This is a genomic window from Shewanella bicestrii (assembly GCF_002216875.1).
Classification (GTDB): domain Bacteria; phylum Pseudomonadota; class Gammaproteobacteria; order Enterobacterales; family Shewanellaceae; genus Shewanella; species Shewanella seohaensis.
The window spans coordinates 1,937,998-1,957,119 of sequence record NZ_CP022358.1 but is presented as its reverse complement, the minus strand read 5'-3'; the positions used below and the strand labels follow the sequence as shown (position 1 = coordinate 1,957,119).

Here is a 19,122-nt window from a genome sequence, read left to right as displayed (position 1 = left end):
AGTCGATTTTATCTAAAAATTACAATCACTCGGCAATCCATTATCCTTCGCAAGCGCCCCAATAAATAAATGAGTCGCTCACGGCTATCGCCGCAATTTATCCCCTTTATGCCATGCGTTTTCGGGCCAGCACCATGCCCGAAAGGTTGAGAAGATTTCTCTCGCAGAGGATCTCAAATCCCCCTTGGCGCAGTCCCGTTAACAATTCTTGATGGTTAAATCGATTCTGTTGTGGATGTTCAAACAACCGTCGACTCAAGGGATTGCAAATGGCGGCGCGGTATAAATCTTCCACCACAAAGTAACCGTTGGGTTTTAGCACCCTTGCCACCTCGGCAACCGCCGCTTGCCAATCGGGAATATGGTGAAACACGGCGAAATTGAACACCACATCAAACTGGGCATTTGCAAAAGGCAATGCAGTAGCATCGGCAACACTGAATGCCAATTGACTTAACCCATGGGGTGAATCATGCCAGCGCGCTTTAGCAGCTGCGACCATCTCAGGATCAAGATCGACGGCCGTCACTTGCTCGGCCCCAAAATGATCGCGGATCAGCTGAACTCCGTTACCAAAACCACAACCAATTTCGAGAGCGTGACGTAGATAAGGAAGGGGTTTGGGCATCATAGAAGTCAGTAATGGCGCTTCAACATGGTTTTGCAACCAAAAACGCAGCGGATGCTGGACTAACTTTTTCTCGAATGGATTTAACTTCATCTCATCCCCTTAAATGAATCGGTTATTGCTTGGTACACTGATCAAATTCTGTATATGGTACGTAATGATATAGACATAAGTTCACTTGAGGCCACTATGAAATTACCTCTTTTTCCTTTGCCAATCTGTTTATTACCAGAGGGATATACTCAGTTGCGCATTTTTGAACCTAGGTATAAACACTTAGTCGCTGAATCCCTAAAATCGGCGGATGGCTTTGGCCTGTGTATGACATCGGAAGATGGCAAAACCCTTTATCCCATCGGCACGCTGGTGCATATAATCGATTTTGAAACCTTACCCGATGGAATGCTCGGAATCAGTATTCAAGGAAAACAACGCTTCACATTCGGCGATATCAGCATAGAGTCGGACGGATTAAAACGCGCCGAAGTGAAGCTTATCGATAATTGGCCGAGTACACCGATTGAAGACGATGAGCGTTACTTGAGCGAGATGCTGCAAAACATTCTTAAGGAGTTCCCGCAGCACCTGCAACATTATCAGGTGGAACAATTTGAAGATATCGCTTGGGTGTGCCAACGCTGGTTAGAAATTCTGCCGGTGCAAGCAGCAGAGAAATACTCTTGCATCAATGCGTTAGATCATCAACTGACACAGGATTTATTACATACTGTCATTCAATCCGCTTGAGTGATCCAACTTCCCGCGCGCCACGTATTGCTCTGTATGCTTATCGAATGTCGGCCCTGACGTACCATCTTTTGTGATGTTCAGACTGGATTGAACCTTAAGTAAAGAGCTCAATAATGGAAAATTTTCAATCACATTTAGCGCAAAATCGCTATGATAGGCAGTTATCATCCCCTATCGATATGGCTATGGAAAACGATAGCACTATTTCAACTGCTAATGAGCCAATCACAGATGCGGATCCTTTGACGCGCGCCATTATAAGAGTCGCGAATCAACGGGATAAAGCCGCCTTTGCGGAATTGTTCAGCCATTTTATGCCCAAAATTCGCGCATTCGGACTGCAACGTTTAAACCAGCAAGGGCTAGCCATGGATCTGGTGCAAGAAACCATGACCTTAGTGTGGACCAAAGCCCATTTGTACAATGCCGACAAAGGCTCGGTGGCGACCTGGGTTTTTACCATTATGCGCAACCAGTGTTTTGACATGCTCAGGCGCATCCAACATAACCGTGAAGATGCCTTCGGAGATGATATTTGGCCTATTTACGATGTGGCTGTCAGTCAAGAAGGCGGCCCAGATCATAAACTCACCGCCAAGCTACTCGCGCACTTAGATGCCCTACCCCTGCCCCAACGCCAAGTGGTTCAAGGGATCTATATGCAAGAACTCACGCAACAAGAATTAGCCGATGCCTTAAAAGTCCCGATTGGTACGATAAAATCGCGGCTCAGATTGGGGTTAGAAAAGCTGAAAAGCTTTTTGGAGACGCAACATGATTAAACATCATCCCCATACCGATTTGCTGTTAGCCCATGCTCAAGGCGAGCTGCCGTTGTCTATGTCAATTGCCATTGCGGCCCATTGTGCCCTTTGCCACGAATGCCAATCGCAAGTTAGCCGCTTTACTGAACAAGCTGCAGAACAGGCCTTTTTAGCGCCGAGCAACATCACTGAACAAGCTTTAATCAACGAAACCGATTCAGCACAAGACGACGCTTGGCAGCAAATGTTGTCGCATATTATGGACTTGCCCGAAGCAACGCCAGCTGAAAGCGACTATCCCGCCAAAGCGACGGTTTCCCTTAATCATAAGCATGTTCGCTATGAGATCCCGACAGTATTTCGCCAACATATTGCTCATCCATGGCAGCAGATTGGTAAAGTCAGCCGAATGCGTTTCGATGTGGATGAAAGCCATACCCGCGCCAGCCTATTGCATATCGACGCCTTAGGTGAAATCCCGCAGCACACCCATAAGGGATACGAGCTGACCCTATTATTGGCGGGGGAATTTTCGGACCTCAACGGGCAGTATGTTCCCGGCGATTTCATCATCTTAGATGGCAACACACATCATTCACCTAAGACCCAGTCAGGCTGCCTCTGCTACACAGTTTTAGATGCGCCGTTATATTTTACCAAAGGGCTCAGTAAATTATTGAATCCCATTGGTGAGCTGATTTATTAATCTCGCTGACATTTAAAATAAGCTGGCAGAGTGAATAACCGATAAACACAAATTTACAACAAAATACCAACAAGCCTTTTTCCCGCTGAGTAAAAAATAAACTTGCCAGCGGGAATTTTGCTGTTATACTGCCCGCCGTTTTGAGAAGTATCTTGTCGTTATCCTTTTTATATCGGTTTGTACATTCGCGTAAGCAATGACAAACACGATCCTCACGAAGAAAGCCTACTACAAGTAAGTCCCACAAAAATAATGAGTTAGTGATTTTCTGCATCGACTCAAAAACAGTGAACTATTTAATTAAACCCATGTCATAGTATTGTCACTTTGCTATGGTCAACTGGGCTAATTGAGATATTCCATTGACATAATCGCTGATATGCATTAGTTATCAATAAGGCATCTCTTGATTAATGATCATGGAATGGGTAACCTCAAGACTCATTGGTATCATCTTTCGCAATTATGCTAAGGATATTTTATTGTTACAACTTACTCACCTAAGGGTGAATTGAATTAAAAGGAGTGTGGCCTATGTCATACAAAATTAACGGACATGAAATTACAGTGAACTTCCCTGTAGACTCTATTTCAGTTAACAAAACATCCATTGCTTTTACCGATAGACAAGGTAAAAACAAGCAGACTTTTTCAAAGCGTACCGAAGCCTTAAACTTTATGAAATGGCTATTGTCGGCAAATAAATAAGTCTGATTGTGTACTCCTTAGAGTACCAAAAACGGTGTTTAGGTTTATTCGGTTCCCATTTTCCTCGCCATACCGAAGCCTAATGACCGAAATAGATAGCCCAATATCACGATTTGCTATCCCTTTACGTCGAATGACGAACTCGTTTGGTTCAGGCGGTATCTAGCTCACACAGATACGTGCCGAACCAAATGTGTATTCCGCTAATCTAGATCAAATTAATCTGTATTTGCCCCTGCTAATATAATCACTCACTCAATTTGTGAATGTATTTTCTATGTCAAAACCCGATACTAAAACGGCTATGCAGAGCTTAATAACCCAGATTAAACAGGTTATTCCGCTCAACTTAGATGAAGCACAAATGTGTCAAGGTGAGTGTTTAGGCTGTTCTAAAAAAATGCTGGAAATGTTGGATGCAGAAATAAGCTATTGGCAATATTCAACCGATACGCCAGGATTGAAAGATCTTAAACATCTTGAAAAGATAGCCACACGTACCCACAAAATATTAAAGCGTAATAAGTTAGTTGGCTAAACGCTATCCTGCATCGCCCTCACCGTATTTTCGTCTATATCTTGGCAACATGGTTTGATTTCCTAATAGCCCCCCCTGATGAATATAGAGGATGGAGGCATGTTGCTCGCACTGTAAATAATCCTCTAACACAATAAAGCCTAAGGGATCGTAGAGTAATTCAAATTGCACACCGCTGGCACTGAGTCGTTGCCACATGGCATAAAACTCAGGATAGAGTTTCCCAAAATGGTATTTCTTCCCCACATTCAAAATCTGCGGATGTTCAGCAGAGTTGGGATTTAACTCATAAAACTGCTGCGTTAAATACTCATCGCCGCCGACAACGGCGCAGGTAAGCACTCGAATATTCAATTGCTGACGCACAAAATATTGATTTAAAAAGAGTGCCGTTGTTCCTGTACCTGCAGGTAAAAACACCTTGAGATCGGAAATGTGCCGTGACTCGGCCCAAGCAACTATTTCAGCGGCTAACTGACTAACACCATATTGCGCATACTGGCAGCGCCCACCTTCAGGAATAAACAAAGCGTTAGGTTCAGCCGGCAAGACTTGTTGCTCAATATAATCCTGGCAAGTCCAATTAGGCTCACGGTGGAGAGAAGGATTGGTTGTAATCAGGCTTGATAAATCAATGACACGCGTACCATTGGTGATAGCAGCGGCATAATTACCCGTCGGCAAGGTGCGGATATGGCTGGCAATATGATCCACATAAAAATCGCACTGCCAGCCCTTCAGCTTGGCAAGCACCGACAGTGAATACAACGAGTTAGCCTGCGCGGAGCCATAACCAATCAGCTTAGTCACGTCAGCAAAATCATGGTCTAGAAAATAGGCAAACTTACGCGCTTTATTGCCACTAAACGCAGGATGCAATAAATCGTCTCGTTTGAGAAATATCTCGCGTCCGGCAAAGGAAAAAGACTCTACAGGACTGTCAGAGAGCAGACGCTGAGTCAGCAGGCTTTTGGCTAACATGGATACACTCGAAGGAAACAAGGCCGTTAGTGTACCGCGAGCTTGCCTACATCGTCCGTAATTATTAAGCATTTTCGCGAAAATCTAGCATTTTTTACAACGTCATACCGTCGCCAAGATAAATATTCCACTGATAAATAAGGAAAAATATTTTGGCACAATTCTAGCTTACTCCATTTAAGTATCAATTAATGATTCTGTGTGTTGGACAAGGTAATGCCAACACAGATTTAAAATGAGTTAAGGAGTATTCAATGTCACTTTTACGGTTAATTTTCAATATTGCTTGGTTTGTCCTTGGTGGATTTGTGATGGGACTCGCCTGGTGGCTCGCGGGGATTTTGTGTTTTATCAGTATTATCGGTATTCCCTTCGGCCGCGCCTGCTTTGTCATTGGCGAATTGACCTTCTGGCCCTTTGGACAAGAGCAAATGAATCGTCGCCATTTAACCGGACGTGAAGATTTAGGAACAGGCGCCTTTGGTATGGTGGGCAATATTATTTGGTTCTTGCTGTTTGGAATTTGGTTGGCCATAGGCCATTTGGCCCATGCCCTCGCCTGTTTTGTGACGATTATTGGTATCCCCTTTGGGATCCAACATATCAAGCTGGCGCTATTAAGCCTGACGCCGATTGGGCAAACCATAGTAGCGAAAGCGTAATAATCACACTAGCGAAAGCGTAATAACCACAGTAGCGAAAGCATAATAATCATAGTCGCTAAAGCCTAAGGCCGATCACTCAGCACTACTCTGCATCAGAGGGTAGTGCTGATAGATAGTTTGGCAGTGACTGCACTAACCTTGCCTCATGACTAATCTTGTTTCATGGTAGGCCGTTTCCTCATCGAGCAAGTCGCCACAATCTACAAATGGCTCACTCACTTCCCCTCGTTCTAGACTTATCATTTCAAATAGATAATGCGCCAGTTTGGCTGGCGCATCTATGGTGATGTCATGACCACAATAGGCCAAGACAACTAAGTCGACGTTAAAATGTTGTGCTAATGCCCTGCTGGTTTGAATATTCACTAAGGCATCACGATCACCCGATAAAATACTGACTGGAACAGGCAAAGACGCAGGGCTGCGATAACGAAACGCCGCCCACAACTGACGACACGCATTACTAAAATGCGGTGTCGACTCGTGGCGATAGTGGCTCCAACGAGCAATCAAGGCGACATCGCGCCGATGGCGATAGCTGGTTAAGCGCACAATCGTCGATTCGATAGGATTAAGCTGTCGACCGCGGCAACGTTTGAGCCAAGCACTCAGGGCATTTAATCCATTAAATCGCTGATACCAAGGTGATAAGTTAGCCGCGCTACTATTTAGCACAAAAACGTGTTTTATCTGCTCGGGGCGCTGCTTAACCATTTCCATGGCGAGCATACCGCCCATTGATAAGCCCAGCAGATAAAAGGCTTGTCCCGCTAATTGCTCATCCAATTGTTGCCACACCGAGCAGGCATATTCGGCGATAGTTAAAGGGCTGGCTTGGTGAGTGAGGATCCCATTACCGGGCAAGTCAGGGGTAAAAACGGTGCAGCCCCTTTGCCTTAATCTCTGATCAAAGCCATTCCAATGGCGTTGATCGCGCATTAAGCCCCTGAGTAATACCCACGTTGTCATCAAAAACGCTCCCGATACCAAAACTGCTGCGCACTCTGCGCCAGTTGTGTGAGATGTTCGGGCGTCAGCCCCTCTAACTCCCGTGCGTACGCCGCCTCCATCAAGAACTGCATCAGTACTGTGTGCCGACGTAAAATCCTGTGGTGCCTGTGTGTTTTTTGCGGATTAAAGAAGCCCGCAAAATTGAATATTTGCCTTGGATTTTTCTTAATCCATGCCCATGAGCCCATCTCTAAAGTCAAAGGTAAGAATGGAATATTGGCTTGAGGATCCTGGGTATGATGCTGGCGGTACAAGTAATCCCAAATATCACCATGGGTGCGATAAAACTGGCTCTGGGGCGCAAGCCGATAATGGCCATGATGGGGATAGCTCGCTTCAAATAACTGCTTTAAGTGATAAATGAAGTGGGCATTTTCAAAGGACGCGCGCGTGTGGGCATAGGGAAACCAGATATGATCCGTCAAACCAAAACCAGAATGCGCATCAAGTGAAATAAGACTGGTGCTTTGTCTAAGCAGTTGTTGCACATAGGCCACCAGTCCCGCAGTTTCAAGCTCCATTCCGCCAAGGCCACGAAACCAAGGCAGCTTGGAAGAGAGCCGCTGCCCTCCAACCATAAAAGACACTTTTTCCCGGGACTCTATCGGCGCGTTGCGCATCAAGTCGACCTGATTGCCATTACCGCGACTGCCCAGCAGTAACCCGACGGGATTCACCACAGGGACAAAGGCTAAGCGGATGTCCGTTAATAACTGTTGTAGGTGTTTGTCCCACGCAAGGCGCTGCAACAGGCTGTTAAGCAAAGCCAAAATCACCTGGGAGCCAATCCGCTCCACCCCATGCACGCCACCAACGAATAATACGGTCGGACATGGGCGTTCGGTCACGCCTAACTCGACACTGTAGAGCGGAAAATGTTGATGCCGAAATGGAATGTCCGCAAGAACCTGATATTTGAGTTTAAGATGATGAGTATCAATGAGTTGTGATAGTGTATCTAACTCGAAGGGAATGTTATTCATATCATCCTAGAAAGTGAAATGAGCATAGACTCATAGCCTTAGGACGATATTAATGGCGAACCACGACAAATTTATGACAACAGATTAAGCCACAGCCAAGCTCACTTCAGTGGCGTGTGACTTCCTCCTGAAACAGCAACTCCCCCATAATGCTTTCAATATCCAGTTGAGCTAAGCCCTGGTCGAAAACATCCCGCCAATGGCGTCCCTCCTCAGTATTACGAAACGCAACATAGAGCTGTTTATTGGCAAGCAGTTGTTTATTCACCTGTAATTTATCCGCCAATGGCTGCAAATGAGGTTGCTTTAACAGGAAATAAAGTACGTTGACATCAATCACTGCGCCATCGATGCGACCAGCTGCCACCTTCTTGATATTTTGTTCATCGGAGGTCACGGCCTCGACGGGCTGCGTACCAGAAGCAATCATCAAATCCAGCGAGTCGGTATTCACATAGTCCTTCACAACCCCTAAGGTATAACGGTTCAAATCGGCTAAATAATGCCAACTAATGGGATGAGATTTTTGCTCAACAATACCTAATGGACTGATCCCTATTGGTTTTGAAAAAACAAATTTGTCTGTTTCAAAATAATATTCTGGAAAATAGCCAATGTAATCGGAGCTGGGCATGGCAGCCAATTTTATCGCTCGGCTCCACGGATAAAAATCGACAACAAGTTGTTGCTCCATGCGCTCGAAGGCGGCTTGGGCGACCGCGACACTGGCCCCTTGTTGTGCCAACTGCTGACCGGAATAAGGCGGCCAGAGTAAAGAGGTGAGCTTAAGCGTGTCGGCAAATGCGCTATTGGCCATAGTGAAAAGGCAACAGAGCATCAGTGGGCACCAGCGGATCATAACACCTCCCTCAAAGGATCATCTGTTTTAATAGATTGAAAAAACAAACAATTCATCACATGCTCATCGGTTAAACTCTTTTCAGTATAATCAGCCATCCCTCAAGGTACAGTGAATATTTGTTACATATTTAACCGGCGGGAACCTAGCTTAAGCAGAAATGATAGGAGTAGACTGAATTTGCATCGATATTCACTGTTCGTCATTCTTGCGGCTAAAGTGGAAGATGAGGCCAACCTGATGAGGTCAACATGGGGGACGCGATATGCCAATTTCTTTCAAAGACAGTAAGTTGAATTTTATGCACCCCGCGATGACTCGAACCGTCATTACCGTGATAGGTGCATGTTTTACCTTAGTCGGAGGGATATTTTTACTCTTACCCGGACCGGGACTGCTCTTTATCCTGATAGGACTAACCCTCTTGAGTACTCAGTATCCTTGGGCAAAGCGTTGGCTGCGTCTAAGCCAGCGACAATTAAGTAAGAGTGCGGCTTGGCTCGACAATCAAATTCGGCGTCTCCGCCGATAATCTTGAGTCTCCACCTAAATATCAACCCAAGCACTCGAACTTGGGTTGATTTATCTTAATATGCCCTTGGGCGTAATGACGTTTTAGGGGAATTTTTGCAGCGATATGGCTGACATTTATGCAAGGCAAAGTCCGTGCTGTGTAGTGATTCCACATAAACGGACGATAACGCAGCAGAAACGCTAGCTAAACGCAGTCCGAAGGATTTCATCTCAAAACGTCTTCACGTCCTAGGCATTAATATCCTCATATAACTCTTTATACATCAGCTCACGCATTTTAAATTTCTGGATTTTGCCCGTGACAGTCATCGGGTATTGCTCCACAAACTTGATGTAGCGAGGCACTTTAAAGTAGGCGAACTTTTCGGTGAGGAAATGCCGAATATCCTCCTCTGAAATCGTGGCGCCACTGCGAATCTTGATCCACGCGCACACTTCTTCGCCGTATTTATCACTATGAACCCCAAACACTGCTGCATCTTGCACATCTTTATGGGTATAGAGTTTCTCTTCAATTTCACGGGGATAGATATTCTCGCCACCGCGAATAATCATATCTTTAATACGGCCAACGATTTGCACATAACCTTGCTCATCCATTTGCCCAATATCGCCAGAATGTAGCCAGCCTTCACTGTCGATAGTTGCCGCCGTTTTTTCAGGATCATTCCAATAACACTGCATGATGCAATAGCCACGGCTACAGACTTCACCGGGCGTATTGATAGGCAGCACTTCACCAAATTCATCGACGATTTTCACTTCGGTATGGGGTAAAGCACGGCCAACGGTAAGCACACGTTTCTCAACTGGTGAGTCGATTTCAGTAATGTGATTCAGCGGGCTGCACTCAGTTTGACCATACCCAATTAACACTTCCTGCATATACATCAGGTTTTGTACCCGGCGCATCACTTCTTCTGGGCAAGTCGCTCCCGCCATAACACCAGTACGCAACGAGCTTAAGTCAAAGCGTTTAAATTCGGGGTGCTCTAACTCGGCAATAAACATGGTTGGAACACCGTGCAGAGCGGTGCAGCGTTCACGCTCAACCACCTCTAGGGTGGTCAGCGGATCGAAGGAATCCCCAGGAAAGACCGCCGCGGCGCCCTTAGCAAGGCACACAAGGTTCCCCAGCACCATGCCAAAACAATGGTATAAAGGCACTGGAATACAGAGCTTATCTTCACAGGTAAACTTCATTGCCTCGGCCACTAAGTAGCCATTATTCAGGATGTTGTGGTGCGATAAGGTCGCCCCCTTTGGGCTACCCGTGGTGCCAGAGGTAAATTGAATATTAATGGCGTCATAAGGGCTAAGTGACTCGGCGATTTGCTCTAGCGCCGCCTTGTCATCTGCCGTCACTTCAAGCAATAAATCATCAAAGTTCAGCATGCCGGGAGACTGCTCAGCACCCATGCGGATCACAAATTGTAACTCGGGCAACGCTTTGGCCTGCAATTGCCCAGCGGCGCACACCTTAAGCTCTGGCGCTAACTCGTAGAGCATCTGTAAATAGTTACTGGACTTGAATTTATCGGCGCAAATCACCGCCCTACAGCCCACGTTAGTCAGGGCATATTGTAATTCTTCAGGGCGATAAGCGGGATTGATGCACACCATGATGGCGCCAATTTTGGCGGTAGCGAATTGGGTTAGACACCACTCAATATTATTGGGCGACCAAATGCCCACGCGATCCCCTGGACCTATGCCCAGTTTGAGTAAGCCTGTGGCCAAAGCATCGATTTGTGCAAGATATTGGCGGTAATTCCAACGGATATCTTGATGATTCACGACAACGGCTAACTGTTCGGGATAAGTGTTAGCGATATCGTTAAGGTACTGTCCTATGGTTTTTTCAACAAGCTCCGGGGAATTAGGTCCCCGGAACTCACTGTATTTAAGTGGGTTTGTTGCTTGAGTCGTTGAAACAGACATTAAGGCCTCCGTGCTTTTTTATTATGGTTAGCATGGTCCAAACTAACCAATCCTCGGAACATCTCACAAGTAAAAAAGCACGGTATTAGACTAAAGAGTAAGGATATTCTATTACTCGAAAGCCTGAATTAACGGGTAATAAACGCCACCTGTTTATCAGTGGTTAAAACCTCTAAACGCTGTAAACGTTCCATAATCGCCAGCAATACCCCTTGGCGACGCATATTCTCTAACACCCCTGGGCTGAACACTTCGAGGCGAGTCATCGCGGTTAACAACAGACGGCATTGAGCGACACTGGCATCACGGATATAGGCGGGTTTATCGACTAAGTAACTGTTGTTATACCAGTAATCCCAGGTGAAATTCGCCAGTAACCAGCCCTGAGTGGTTAAATCGCTGATGAATTCCAACATGCGTTCGCGGTGCAGGCTCACATCCCCTGCGGTAAAATCTTTAAGGTATTTAGTGTATAGGCCACTGTCTGTGGTCATTGCTGAAGTTTCCATCACACACCTCACTGTTTCAACATCACTCATATAAGAAGTCGGGCATTGAAATAAAGCTTGGATTGGACCTAAAGCTGCCAACGTTGCATCGAATTGCGGCGTCATAGCACCAACTGCATAAGGCATACCAGACTCGATAGTGACGACAGAGTAAGCTGGGTTAACTGAACACTGACTTAACGCGCCGGATAATGCTTAACGTCAGGGGATCAGAGAACGGTTAACTGTGAGGCAAACAAAAACTAGGATAAACTCAACGCATTAACGCGATGAGATGACTATTTCAGTAAAGGATAAAAGATGAACTACTGGCTTATGAAATCGGAACCCGACGAATTTAGTATCGACGATCTTAAGGCTTGCCCCAATCAAACCGAAGCCTGGTTTGGGATCCGTAACTACCAAGCACGTAACTTTATGCGAGATGCGATGCAAATTGGCGATCAAGTCTTCTTTTACCACTCAAGTTGCAAAGTCCCCGGCATCGTCGGCATTGCCGAAGTCGTGACCAATGCCTATCCTGACAGCTCGGCCTTTGACCCCGAATCAAAGTATTTTGATCCTAAGTCCGATCCACAGCAGCCTCGATGGTTAAGGGTAGATATTCGTTTCGTCAAAAAATTTAAGGAAATCATCCCCTTAAGTTTGATCAAAAGTTTGCCGCAACTGGCCGATATGTACTTAGTCTCTAAAGGTTCTAGGCTGAGCATTCAACCTGTAACCGAAGAACAATGGCAAGCCGTGCTTATGCTCGCCCGCTAAGGGCACATATTCAGCTAAAGTTCATTTAAGCTAAACTAGGGCGTGCTGACGTTTCGAGATTAGATTTTGTTCGTTCTGGCAAGCACGTGCTCGCGAAACGAGGAATGAAGTGTAGTTATTCTACTCAAATGACGAGTGACAAAGAGCAAGGGCTTGCCTAGCGAACCCTTCGGGCAGCATTTGGCTGGCGTTTCTGCCGCGTTATCGTCCGTTTATGTAGAATAACTACACTGCACGGACTTTGCCTTGCATAAAAGCCAGCCACACTGCTGCAAAAATAACCCTGAAACGTCAACACGCCCTAGATTGACGCACAACAACCTCATTATTCCCTAAGGGAGCTAGTATGAATAAATTAACAGCAACACTGATAGGTGGAGTCGTACTCAGTCTGGTCGCCCCGATAGCGGCTTTTGCAAAGCACGATAATGATAAGAAGGACAAAGATCTGCCCCCTGGTCTACAAAAGAAAGTCGATAAGGGACAGCCTCTCCCTCCTGGATGGCAGAAAAAACTGCGTCGTGGCGATATCCTAGATTACGATATTTATGACCGCGGCCGCGTTGTAGTCCCCATCGACAGAGACGGCAGAATCAGCATTGAAGTCGAAGGCTCCATCATCAAGCTTGATGAAAAGAGCCGTAAGATCCTCGATATCATCAATGTGGTCACCTATTGATCTGAATTTACAAACAGCTTCCTGCGCACACTTAACCCGTTAAGTGTGCGCATTTTGCTTTTAGGGTTAGCGCCCGTCGAGCATGCGGCCAAGCCCGCCGAGGACTGAACCTTCACCGCGGTCACTACCACCAGCGGAGGGAGCGTGAGCGATAATGCGATCCGCCATCCGCGAGAATGGTAGACTCTGCAGCCACACAGTGCCATGGCCCTTTAAGGTCGCTAAAAACAGCCCTTCTCCGCCAAACACCATCGACTTCAATGAGCCAGACCGCTCGATATCGTAATTAATCCCTGGGGTAAAACCGACTAAACAACCTGTGTCGACACGTAAGGTTTCGCCTTTGAGTTCTTTCTTTATTAAGGTGCCGCCCGCATGAATAAACGCCATGCCATCACCCTGTAAGCTTTGAAGAATAAAACCTTCACCGCCAAAAAAGCCTGTGCCTAGGCGGCGATTAAACTTCATGCTTACTCGCGTCCCAAGGGCAGCAGCGAGGAAGCTGTCTTTTTGGCAAATCAGTTCTCCGCCATATTGGGCAAGATCGAGAGCTAAAATCGTCCCAGGATAGGGCGCGGCAAACGCCACTTTACGTTTCTGATGTCCAAGGTTTGTAAAGTGCGTCATAAAGATGCTTTCACCCGTCAGCACACGTTTACCCGCCCCCATCAACTTGCCAAAAAAGCCAGATTCAGGCTCGGAGCCATCACCCATTTTGGCCTCGAAGCTAATATCTTGCTCTAGATAATTCATCGCGCCGGCTTCGGCGATCACCGTTTCATGCGGGTCGAGCTCGACTTCAACCAACTGCATGCTGTGACCGATAATCTCATAGTCCACTTCATGGCAACGTCTAGACATACAATTCCCCTTACTCTGTCAGTCAATTAAATGTGGCGAGCAGAAATCATCAGTGCCACGATATTGGACTCACTTTATGACATAAAATGTCAAAAGGCGATCATTTTTATCCCAAGTCTGCGCCAGTAAGTTGTTTCAAAACATGACAAGTCGCAGAGGATTAACCAAAGCCCACCCCGTTAAACTGCCCTGCTTTAGCAAATTCCTCTAGGATTAATTCGGTAAAGAGTTTGCCAGCACGGCCCAAGGGGCGCTCAAGGGTCGAGACTAATTGGGGAGTAAAGGTATAACGACTGCCACCGACAAAGTCGACCTCCACAAGCTCGCCACTCAATAACTCCTCTTGCACCAGAAAATCTGGCAACCAACCAAAACCGAGTCCTTTTAATAACGCGTTCTTTTTCATAATAAAACCAGAAAGATAGAATACTTTGTCGCCGCCAAATTGCAGCTCATCTCGATAGGTCTTATTGGGGGAGGAATCTTCGATGGTCAGCTCAACATGTTGCTGTAACTCGGGCAAACTGATGTGTTTTTGCTGAGCCAGAGGATGTGAAGCGCTCGTCACCAGCACACTGGTTATCGCAGGGAGTGGCTGTGGGTGATAATAGGGGCCAGTGCGGTAGTCTTTAACCAACATCAGATCCGCATTATCACGCTCGAATCTATGCTGCACACCGCCGAGAAACTCCATATTGAGCTGAATTTTTGTCGGAATTTGATGCTCTGCCATCCGTTTAAGTGCCGTCATAATCGGCTCCATCGGCAAGGCACCATCGATCACTAACTCAAGCTTCGGCTCCCAACCTTCACTGAAACGACTGGCAAGATGTTCAATATTCGCAAGGTGTTGTAACAGTCTTTGCCCCTCAGCCAAGATCACCCGCCCTTCACTCGTCAGCTCGGCGCGGTATTGGTCACGGCTAAAAAGCTGCACACCTAAATGTTCCTCTAGCTTTTTGACCTGATAACTCACCGCCGATTGCGCCTTATGCAACCGCTCGGCAGCCTTAGCAAAACTGCCCTCTTCCACTAACACTTGCAGCACATTAAAAGCATCAATATCGATGCGCATGGGGACTCCTAGGCTCTCATTAACATGTCACGGAAACGCTACGAAGCGTAAAGCAGTTAATACCATCTAATTTTTAGATGGAGATAACAGATTTATTATTCTTTTTTTTGTTCATTCAAGCAACTAAATTGATAAGAAGATCACACTAATGCAACTTGCAGCATAACGACTCGCGGTGTAGGCAAGCCTGCAGCGCAACTTTGAAGGAATCACCATGCCATTTTATGTGAAACAAGGCCAAGTCCCCCATAAGCGCCATATCGCATTTGAGAAAGAAAACGGCGAGCTATACCGTGAGGAGCTGTTTTCAACCCATGGTTTTTCCAATATTTACTCGAATAAATATCACCACAATATGCCGACTAAGGCATTAGAAGTGGCGCCCTACCGCCTCGGTCATGGTGCCCAATGGGAAGATTCATTAGTCCAAAACTATAAATTGGACTCTCGCACGGCTGATCGTGAAGGCAACTTCTTTAGTGCCCGCAATAAAATCTTTTATAACAATGATGTGGCTATTTACACCGCAAAAGTGACTCAAGACACGCCGGAGTTTTACCGCAATGCCTACGCCGATGAAGTGGTGTTTGTGCACGAAGGTGAAGGTACGCTCTACAGTGAATATGGCACCCTAGAGATTAAAAAATGGGACTACTTAGTGATCCCACGCGGCACCACACATCAGCTCAAATTTAACGATTACAGTAATGTGCGCTTATTCGTGATTGAAGCTTTTTCAATGGTGGAAGTGCCAAAGCATTTCCGTAATGAATACGGTCAATTACTCGAGTCAGCCCCCTACTGTGAGCGCGATTTACGTACGCCCGTATTGCAAGATGCCGTGGTTGAGCGTGGCGCCTTCCCGCTGGTATGTAAATTCGGTGATAAGTACCAACTGACCACCTTAGAGTGGCATCCCTTTGATTTAGTGGGTTGGGACGGCTGTGTTTACCCCTGGGCATTTAACATCACCGAATACGCGCCTAAAGTCGGCAAAATTCACTTACCGCCTTCGGATCACTTAGTGTTTACCGCCCACAACTTTGTGGTGTGTAACTTTGTGCCGCGTCCTTACGACTTCCACGAGCGCGCCATTCCTGCGCCTTACTATCACAACAATATCGATAGTGATGAAGTGCTGTACTACGTCGACGGCGACTTTATGAGTCGTACAGGAATTGAAGCCGGTTACATCACCCTACATCAAAAAGGGGTGGCACACGGCCCACAACCCGGCCGCACCGAAGCCTCGATTGGCAAAAAAGAAACCTATGAATATGCAGTGATGGTGGACACCTTCGCCCCACTGAAATTAACCGAACATGTGCAAAATTGCATGAGTAAAGACTACAACCGCTCCTGGCTAGAAAACTAACGCTGCACCGCAGCATGAGTGAATGGCTCAACTAAGCCGACTAGCCGTAAGTCACCACAGCGAACAAGGCAAAAAGAGTGACTGCGTGTTGAATTAATCAAGAGGAACAGATCATGGCAAGCGAACTCAATCCACTGGGCTTACTCGGTATCGAATTTACCGAATTTGCCAGCCCCGACAGCGATTTTATGCACAAAGTGTTTATCGACTTTGGTTTTTCACTGCTGAAAAAAGCCAAAAATAAAGACATTTTGTACTACAAACAAAATGACATTAACTTCCTGCTTAACAACGAGCGCGAAGGGTTTTCGGCAGAATTTGCCAAATCCCACGGCCCAGCCATTAGCTCTATGGGCTGGCGCGTAGAAGATGCCAGCTTTGCTCACCGTGTGGCGGTAGAGCGCGGCGCCAAAGCCGTGGCCGATTCGGCCAAGGATCTACCTTATCCAGCCATTTATGGTATTGGTGACAGCTTAATTTATTTTATCGACACCTTCGGGGCCGACAACAATATCTATGCCACTGACTTTGAAGACTTAAGTGAGCCTGTGATCACCCAAGAGAAAGGCTTTGTCGAAGTAGACCACTTAACCAATAACGTCTACAAAGGCACCATGGAACATTGGGCTAACTTCTACAAAAACATCTTTGGTTTTACCGAAGTGCGCTACTTCGACATCAGCGGCGTACAAACCGCACTGGTGTCTTACGCCCTGCGCTCACCCGATGGCAGCTTCTGTATCCCAATTAACGAAGGTAAAGGCAACGATAAGAACCAAATCGATGAATACCTGAAGGAATACAATGGTCCAGGCGTACAACACTTAGCCTTTAGAAGTCGTGATATCGTCAAATCCTTGGATGCGATGGAAGGCAGCTCAATCCAATGCTTGGATATTATTCCCGAATATTACGACACCATTTTCGATAAAGTCCCACAAGTGACCGAAAACCGTGAGCGTATCAAGCATCACCAAATTTTGGTGGATGGCGACGAGTCAGGCTATTTATTGCAGATCTTCACTAAAAACCTGTTTGGCCCGATTTTTATCGAAATCATTCAACGTAAGAACAACTTAGGTTTTGGCGAAGGTAACTTCACCGCCCTGTTCCAATCGATTGAACGTGACCAAATGCGCCGCGGCGTGCTGTAATCGCAACCATTAATGCATAAGAAACAAAAACGGTACGCACTGCGTACCGTTTTTTTATGCCCTATCGTGACTCGCTGTTTGTCACGCTTCGCTTATGGCCTTTCGATTATTTTCTTTCAACATGGCCTTTTGAGTATCGCCCCTTGACGGTACGCTTGAGCATTGCTAATTCGAACGGAGCCTCTTGGCATGGCTCTCAAGCTTGATACTTTACAATCGTGTTTTTGCCCTTTGCCTTGGCTTGATACAAAGCCTTATCCGCCAAATGCAGCAACGACTCGCCAGTGATACCTTGTTGATACTCCACCCAACCAATGCTCACAGTGCAGTAAATCGTGTGCTCCTCGGCTGCTATCGACATCTCTGCAAAGGATTTTCGAATACGTTCAAGCACGGGATACACCTGCTCAGCATCAATATCCCTAAGCACAAGGGCGAACTCTTCACCGCCTAGGCGCGCGGCAATATCTTGGCTACGGCTGTGATGGTGTATCAACTGCGCCAACAGCTGGATAACCCTATCGCCCACACTGTGACCATAGGTGTCGTTAATCATCTTAAAGTTATCGAGATCCAACATAGCGACCGAATAACGCACTGTCGGGCCGTTAAGATTTGTCAGCTGTGGCATAAAGCCGCGGCGATTCAGTAGCCCCGACAAGGGATCATAGAGCGCCTCTTGCACCGCGGTCTGCTTATCTCTCTCGGTTCGGCGCAGCTGTGCCCGCTGTAACGACACCCCAAAAATGGTTAATGCCGATGACAACACAAAAGCCATCATCTCCGCATTGGTTTGATACGGCGTGGCATTGATAAACGGACCATAACCCTGAGCTGTCGCTAAAATCATAAACAGCATGGAGGCGCTGCTAAACAGTGCGAGATAAAAGCGCGTGACCTCAAAGGAGAGCACAACCAATAGCGGCAGGATCACATAAAACAACCAGCCCAGATCGAACTTAACCCCCACCAAACAAAACAGTGGCAAGCCAATCAAGGGCAGAAGGATATGGCGGGTTTTGGCTATGCTCAGCGCATTGGGTTCCACCCATCCTGCATATAGCTGATACACCAATACTATTCCCAGAATATCGGCAAAGAAAAACATTTGCCCCATACTCCAAAACGCGCTGGGAAAAATATAACCGCCAAGCACTAAGTTAGCGGATAACAATGCGCTGGAACCGAAAATGGGGATGATGCCTGCGACCACCACAAACTTCATCAAGTCATTCGCACTTCCCGTACCCTGCGGCAAGAAGCGTCTGAGTAATAACATCGACATCGCAGGCGCGAGCATATCGCTTAACGCGGCAATCGAAGTATGCAGCAGCGAAAGGCCGAGGGAATCCTGTTGCAACATGCCTTGAAAATTTAAGGTAAAACTGCCGAGGAATATCAGCACCAATGCCTTACGCCCCCACATAAGTAACATCACCAAGGCAATGCCGGAGGGCAGCCAAATCAGGGTGATATTCTCAGGTTGTAAGCTAAATAACGTTTGGCCTAAGGCGCCGGTTAGCCAATAGATAATGCCTGCGCACAGCAGTGCGATATGGCTTTGTCTTGCTGGCAGTAATGGCGAAAAAAGTGTCTTCAATCGGTAATCAACCTCAAAGAGCGCTAACGCATAAAATTA

Annotated in this window: 21 protein-coding genes; 11 read left to right on the top strand and 10 right to left on the bottom strand. The window is 46.5% G+C overall.

Going from position 1 to position 19,122, the window contains the following annotated elements; genetic code table 11:
- Positions 1-106: 106 nt before the first annotated feature.
- Positions 107-721 (bottom strand): class I SAM-dependent methyltransferase, encoded by a 615-nt coding sequence (locus tag CF168_RS08595; RefSeq protein WP_089067600.1) that lies wholly within the window; start codon positions 719-721, stop codon positions 107-109.
- Positions 722-817: 96 nt separating this feature from the next.
- Between CF168_RS08595 and CF168_RS08590 the strand changes: the two genes are divergently transcribed.
- The 5 genes from CF168_RS08590 (at position 818) to CF168_RS08570 (ending at position 4,094) form a co-directional block, all read left to right on the top strand.
- The gene (locus CF168_RS08590) at positions 818-1,375 is read left to right on the top strand and encodes an LON peptidase substrate-binding domain-containing protein (RefSeq protein ID WP_089067599.1); all 558 of its coding nucleotides are present in this window, start codon (positions 818-820) and stop codon (positions 1,373-1,375) included.
- Positions 1,376-1,491: 116 nt separating this feature from the next.
- On the top strand, positions 1,492-2,160 hold the full coding sequence (locus CF168_RS08585) for a sigma-70 family RNA polymerase sigma factor (RefSeq protein WP_011626450.1): 669 nt from the start codon (positions 1,492-1,494) through the stop codon (positions 2,158-2,160).
- On the top strand, positions 2,153-2,848 hold the full coding sequence (locus CF168_RS08580) for a ChrR family anti-sigma-E factor (RefSeq protein WP_086904384.1): 696 nt from the start codon (positions 2,153-2,155) through the stop codon (positions 2,846-2,848). The genes CF168_RS08585 and CF168_RS08580 overlap by 8 nt, the downstream gene beginning before the upstream one ends.
- Before the next feature lie 534 nt (positions 2,849-3,382).
- A complete protein-coding gene (locus tag CF168_RS08575; protein WP_023265706.1) occupies positions 3,383-3,556 on the top strand; it encodes a hypothetical protein in 174 nt (57 codons plus the stop codon).
- A 277-nt stretch (positions 3,557-3,833) separates the two neighbouring features.
- On the top strand, positions 3,834-4,094 hold the full coding sequence (locus CF168_RS08570) for a hypothetical protein (RefSeq protein ID WP_089067598.1): 261 nt from the start codon (positions 3,834-3,836) through the stop codon (positions 4,092-4,094).
- A gap of 3 nt (positions 4,095-4,097) precedes the next feature.
- On the opposite strand, the gene CF168_RS08565 is transcribed toward CF168_RS08570, so the two are convergent.
- Complete coding sequence (locus tag CF168_RS08565) at positions 4,098-5,045, bottom strand: pyridoxal-phosphate dependent enzyme (protein ID WP_089068932.1); 948 nt, start codon at positions 5,043-5,045, stop codon at positions 4,098-4,100.
- A gap of 284 nt (positions 5,046-5,329) precedes the next feature.
- On the opposite strand from CF168_RS08565, the gene CF168_RS08560 reads away from it, so the two are divergent.
- Positions 5,330-5,737 carry a YccF domain-containing protein gene (locus tag CF168_RS08560; protein ID WP_011626453.1) on the top strand — a complete coding sequence of 136 codons (408 nt, stop codon included), beginning with the start codon at positions 5,330-5,332 and terminating at the stop codon, positions 5,735-5,737.
- A gap of 135 nt (positions 5,738-5,872) precedes the next feature.
- On the opposite strand, the gene CF168_RS08555 is transcribed toward CF168_RS08560, so the two are convergent.
- The 3 genes from CF168_RS08555 to CF168_RS08545 form a co-directional block, all read right to left on the bottom strand.
- Positions 5,873-6,709, bottom strand: a complete 837-nt coding sequence (locus CF168_RS08555) for an alpha/beta fold hydrolase (RefSeq protein WP_157705935.1) — start codon at positions 6,707-6,709, stop codon at positions 5,873-5,875.
- On the bottom strand, positions 6,709-7,734 hold the full coding sequence (locus CF168_RS08550) for a M14 family metallopeptidase (RefSeq protein ID WP_089067597.1): 1,026 nt from the start codon (positions 7,732-7,734) through the stop codon (positions 6,709-6,711). The genes CF168_RS08555 and CF168_RS08550 overlap by 1 nt, the downstream gene beginning before the upstream one ends.
- 106 nt (positions 7,735-7,840) lie before the next feature.
- Positions 7,841-8,593, bottom strand: coding sequence for a substrate-binding periplasmic protein (locus CF168_RS08545; RefSeq protein ID WP_089067596.1), 753 nt, complete (start codon positions 8,591-8,593; stop codon positions 7,841-7,843).
- Positions 8,594-8,858: 265 nt separating this feature from the next.
- On the opposite strand from CF168_RS08545, the gene CF168_RS08540 reads away from it, so the two are divergent.
- A complete protein-coding gene (locus CF168_RS08540; protein ID WP_089067595.1) occupies positions 8,859-9,125 on the top strand; it encodes a PGPGW domain-containing protein in 267 nt (88 codons plus the stop codon).
- A gap of 230 nt (positions 9,126-9,355) precedes the next feature.
- Here CF168_RS08540 and CF168_RS08535 read toward each other — a convergent pair whose 3' ends face one another.
- Together CF168_RS08535 and CF168_RS08530 are read right to left on the bottom strand one after the other, a co-directional pair.
- Complete coding sequence (locus CF168_RS08535) at positions 9,356-11,068, bottom strand: AMP-binding protein (protein ID WP_089067594.1); 1,713 nt, start codon at positions 11,066-11,068, stop codon at positions 9,356-9,358.
- A gap of 128 nt (positions 11,069-11,196) precedes the next feature.
- Positions 11,197-11,577, bottom strand: a complete 381-nt coding sequence (locus CF168_RS08530; RefSeq protein WP_011623047.1) for a DUF6508 domain-containing protein — start codon at positions 11,575-11,577, stop codon at positions 11,197-11,199.
- A 300-nt stretch (positions 11,578-11,877) separates the two neighbouring features.
- Here CF168_RS08530 and CF168_RS08525 point away from each other — a divergent pair, with 300 nt between their 5' ends.
- Complete coding sequence (locus CF168_RS08525; RefSeq protein ID WP_089067593.1) at positions 11,878-12,339, top strand: EVE domain-containing protein; 462 nt, start codon at positions 11,878-11,880, stop codon at positions 12,337-12,339.
- 346 nt (positions 12,340-12,685) lie between these two features.
- Positions 12,686-13,018: a hypothetical protein gene (locus CF168_RS08520; protein WP_011623049.1), complete on the top strand. Its 333-nt coding sequence runs from the start codon at positions 12,686-12,688 to the stop codon at positions 13,016-13,018.
- 66 nt (positions 13,019-13,084) lie between these two features.
- Here the strand turns inward: CF168_RS08520 and CF168_RS08515 are convergent, their stop codons facing one another.
- Together CF168_RS08515 and CF168_RS08510 are read right to left on the bottom strand one after the other, a co-directional pair.
- Positions 13,085-13,879: a TIGR00266 family protein gene (locus tag CF168_RS08515; protein WP_089067592.1), complete on the bottom strand. Its 795-nt coding sequence runs from the start codon at positions 13,877-13,879 to the stop codon at positions 13,085-13,087.
- 160 nt (positions 13,880-14,039) lie between these two features.
- Complete coding sequence (locus tag CF168_RS08510) at positions 14,040-14,954, bottom strand: LysR family transcriptional regulator (protein ID WP_089067591.1); 915 nt, start codon at positions 14,952-14,954, stop codon at positions 14,040-14,042.
- 214 nt (positions 14,955-15,168) lie between these two features.
- On the opposite strand from CF168_RS08510, the gene CF168_RS08505 reads away from it, so the two are divergent.
- Complete coding sequence (locus tag CF168_RS08505) at positions 15,169-16,329, top strand: homogentisate 1,2-dioxygenase (RefSeq protein WP_089067590.1); 1,161 nt, start codon at positions 15,169-15,171, stop codon at positions 16,327-16,329.
- A gap of 113 nt (positions 16,330-16,442) precedes the next feature.
- Positions 16,443-17,483 (top strand): 4-hydroxyphenylpyruvate dioxygenase, encoded by a 1,041-nt coding sequence (hppD, locus tag CF168_RS08500; RefSeq protein ID WP_011623053.1) that lies wholly within the window; start codon positions 16,443-16,445, stop codon positions 17,481-17,483.
- 196 nt (positions 17,484-17,679) lie between these two features.
- Here hppD and CF168_RS08495 read toward each other — a convergent pair whose 3' ends face one another.
- On the bottom strand, positions 17,680-19,083 hold the full coding sequence (locus CF168_RS08495; protein WP_089067589.1) for a GGDEF domain-containing protein: 1,404 nt from the start codon (positions 19,081-19,083) through the stop codon (positions 17,680-17,682).
- Positions 19,084-19,122: the final 39 nt, after the last annotated feature.

Coding starts and splice junctions, on each gene's coding strand:
- CF168_RS08525 (WP_089067593.1), top strand. CDS start 11,878: ATGAACTACTGGCTTATGAAATCGGAACCCGACGAATTTAGTATCGAC.
- hppD (WP_011623053.1), top strand. CDS start 16,443: ATGGCAAGCGAACTCAATCCACTGGGCTTACTCGGTATCGAATTTACC.
- CF168_RS08520 (WP_011623049.1), top strand. CDS start 12,686: ATGAATAAATTAACAGCAACACTGATAGGTGGAGTCGTACTCAGTCTG.
- CF168_RS08515 (WP_089067592.1), bottom strand. CDS start 13,879: ATGTCTAGACGTTGCCATGAAGTGGACTATGAGATTATCGGTCACAGC.
- CF168_RS08540 (WP_089067595.1), top strand. CDS start 8,859: ATGCCAATTTCTTTCAAAGACAGTAAGTTGAATTTTATGCACCCCGCG.
- CF168_RS08560 (WP_011626453.1), top strand. CDS start 5,330: ATGTCACTTTTACGGTTAATTTTCAATATTGCTTGGTTTGTCCTTGGT.
- CF168_RS08575 (WP_023265706.1), top strand. CDS start 3,383: ATGTCATACAAAATTAACGGACATGAAATTACAGTGAACTTCCCTGTA.
- CF168_RS08545 (WP_089067596.1), bottom strand. CDS start 8,593: ATGATCCGCTGGTGCCCACTGATGCTCTGTTGCCTTTTCACTATGGCC.
- CF168_RS08590 (WP_089067599.1), top strand. CDS start 818: ATGAAATTACCTCTTTTTCCTTTGCCAATCTGTTTATTACCAGAGGGA.
- CF168_RS08595 (WP_089067600.1), bottom strand. CDS start 721: ATGAAGTTAAATCCATTCGAGAAAAAGTTAGTCCAGCATCCGCTGCGT.
- CF168_RS08585 (WP_011626450.1), top strand. CDS start 1,492: ATGGAAAATTTTCAATCACATTTAGCGCAAAATCGCTATGATAGGCAG.
- CF168_RS08550 (WP_089067597.1), bottom strand. CDS start 7,734: ATGAATAACATTCCCTTCGAGTTAGATACACTATCACAACTCATTGAT.
- CF168_RS08530 (WP_011623047.1), bottom strand. CDS start 11,577: ATGGAAACTTCAGCAATGACCACAGACAGTGGCCTATACACTAAATAC.
- CF168_RS08535 (WP_089067594.1), bottom strand. CDS start 11,068: ATGTCTGTTTCAACGACTCAAGCAACAAACCCACTTAAATACAGTGAG.
- CF168_RS08510 (WP_089067591.1), bottom strand. CDS start 14,954: ATGCGCATCGATATTGATGCTTTTAATGTGCTGCAAGTGTTAGTGGAA.
- CF168_RS08580 (WP_086904384.1), top strand. CDS start 2,153: ATGATTAAACATCATCCCCATACCGATTTGCTGTTAGCCCATGCTCAA.
- CF168_RS08555 (WP_157705935.1), bottom strand. CDS start 6,709: ATGACAACGTGGGTATTACTCAGGGGCTTAATGCGCGATCAACGCCAT.
- CF168_RS08505 (WP_089067590.1), top strand. CDS start 15,169: ATGCCATTTTATGTGAAACAAGGCCAAGTCCCCCATAAGCGCCATATC.
- CF168_RS08570 (WP_089067598.1), top strand. CDS start 3,834: ATGTCAAAACCCGATACTAAAACGGCTATGCAGAGCTTAATAACCCAG.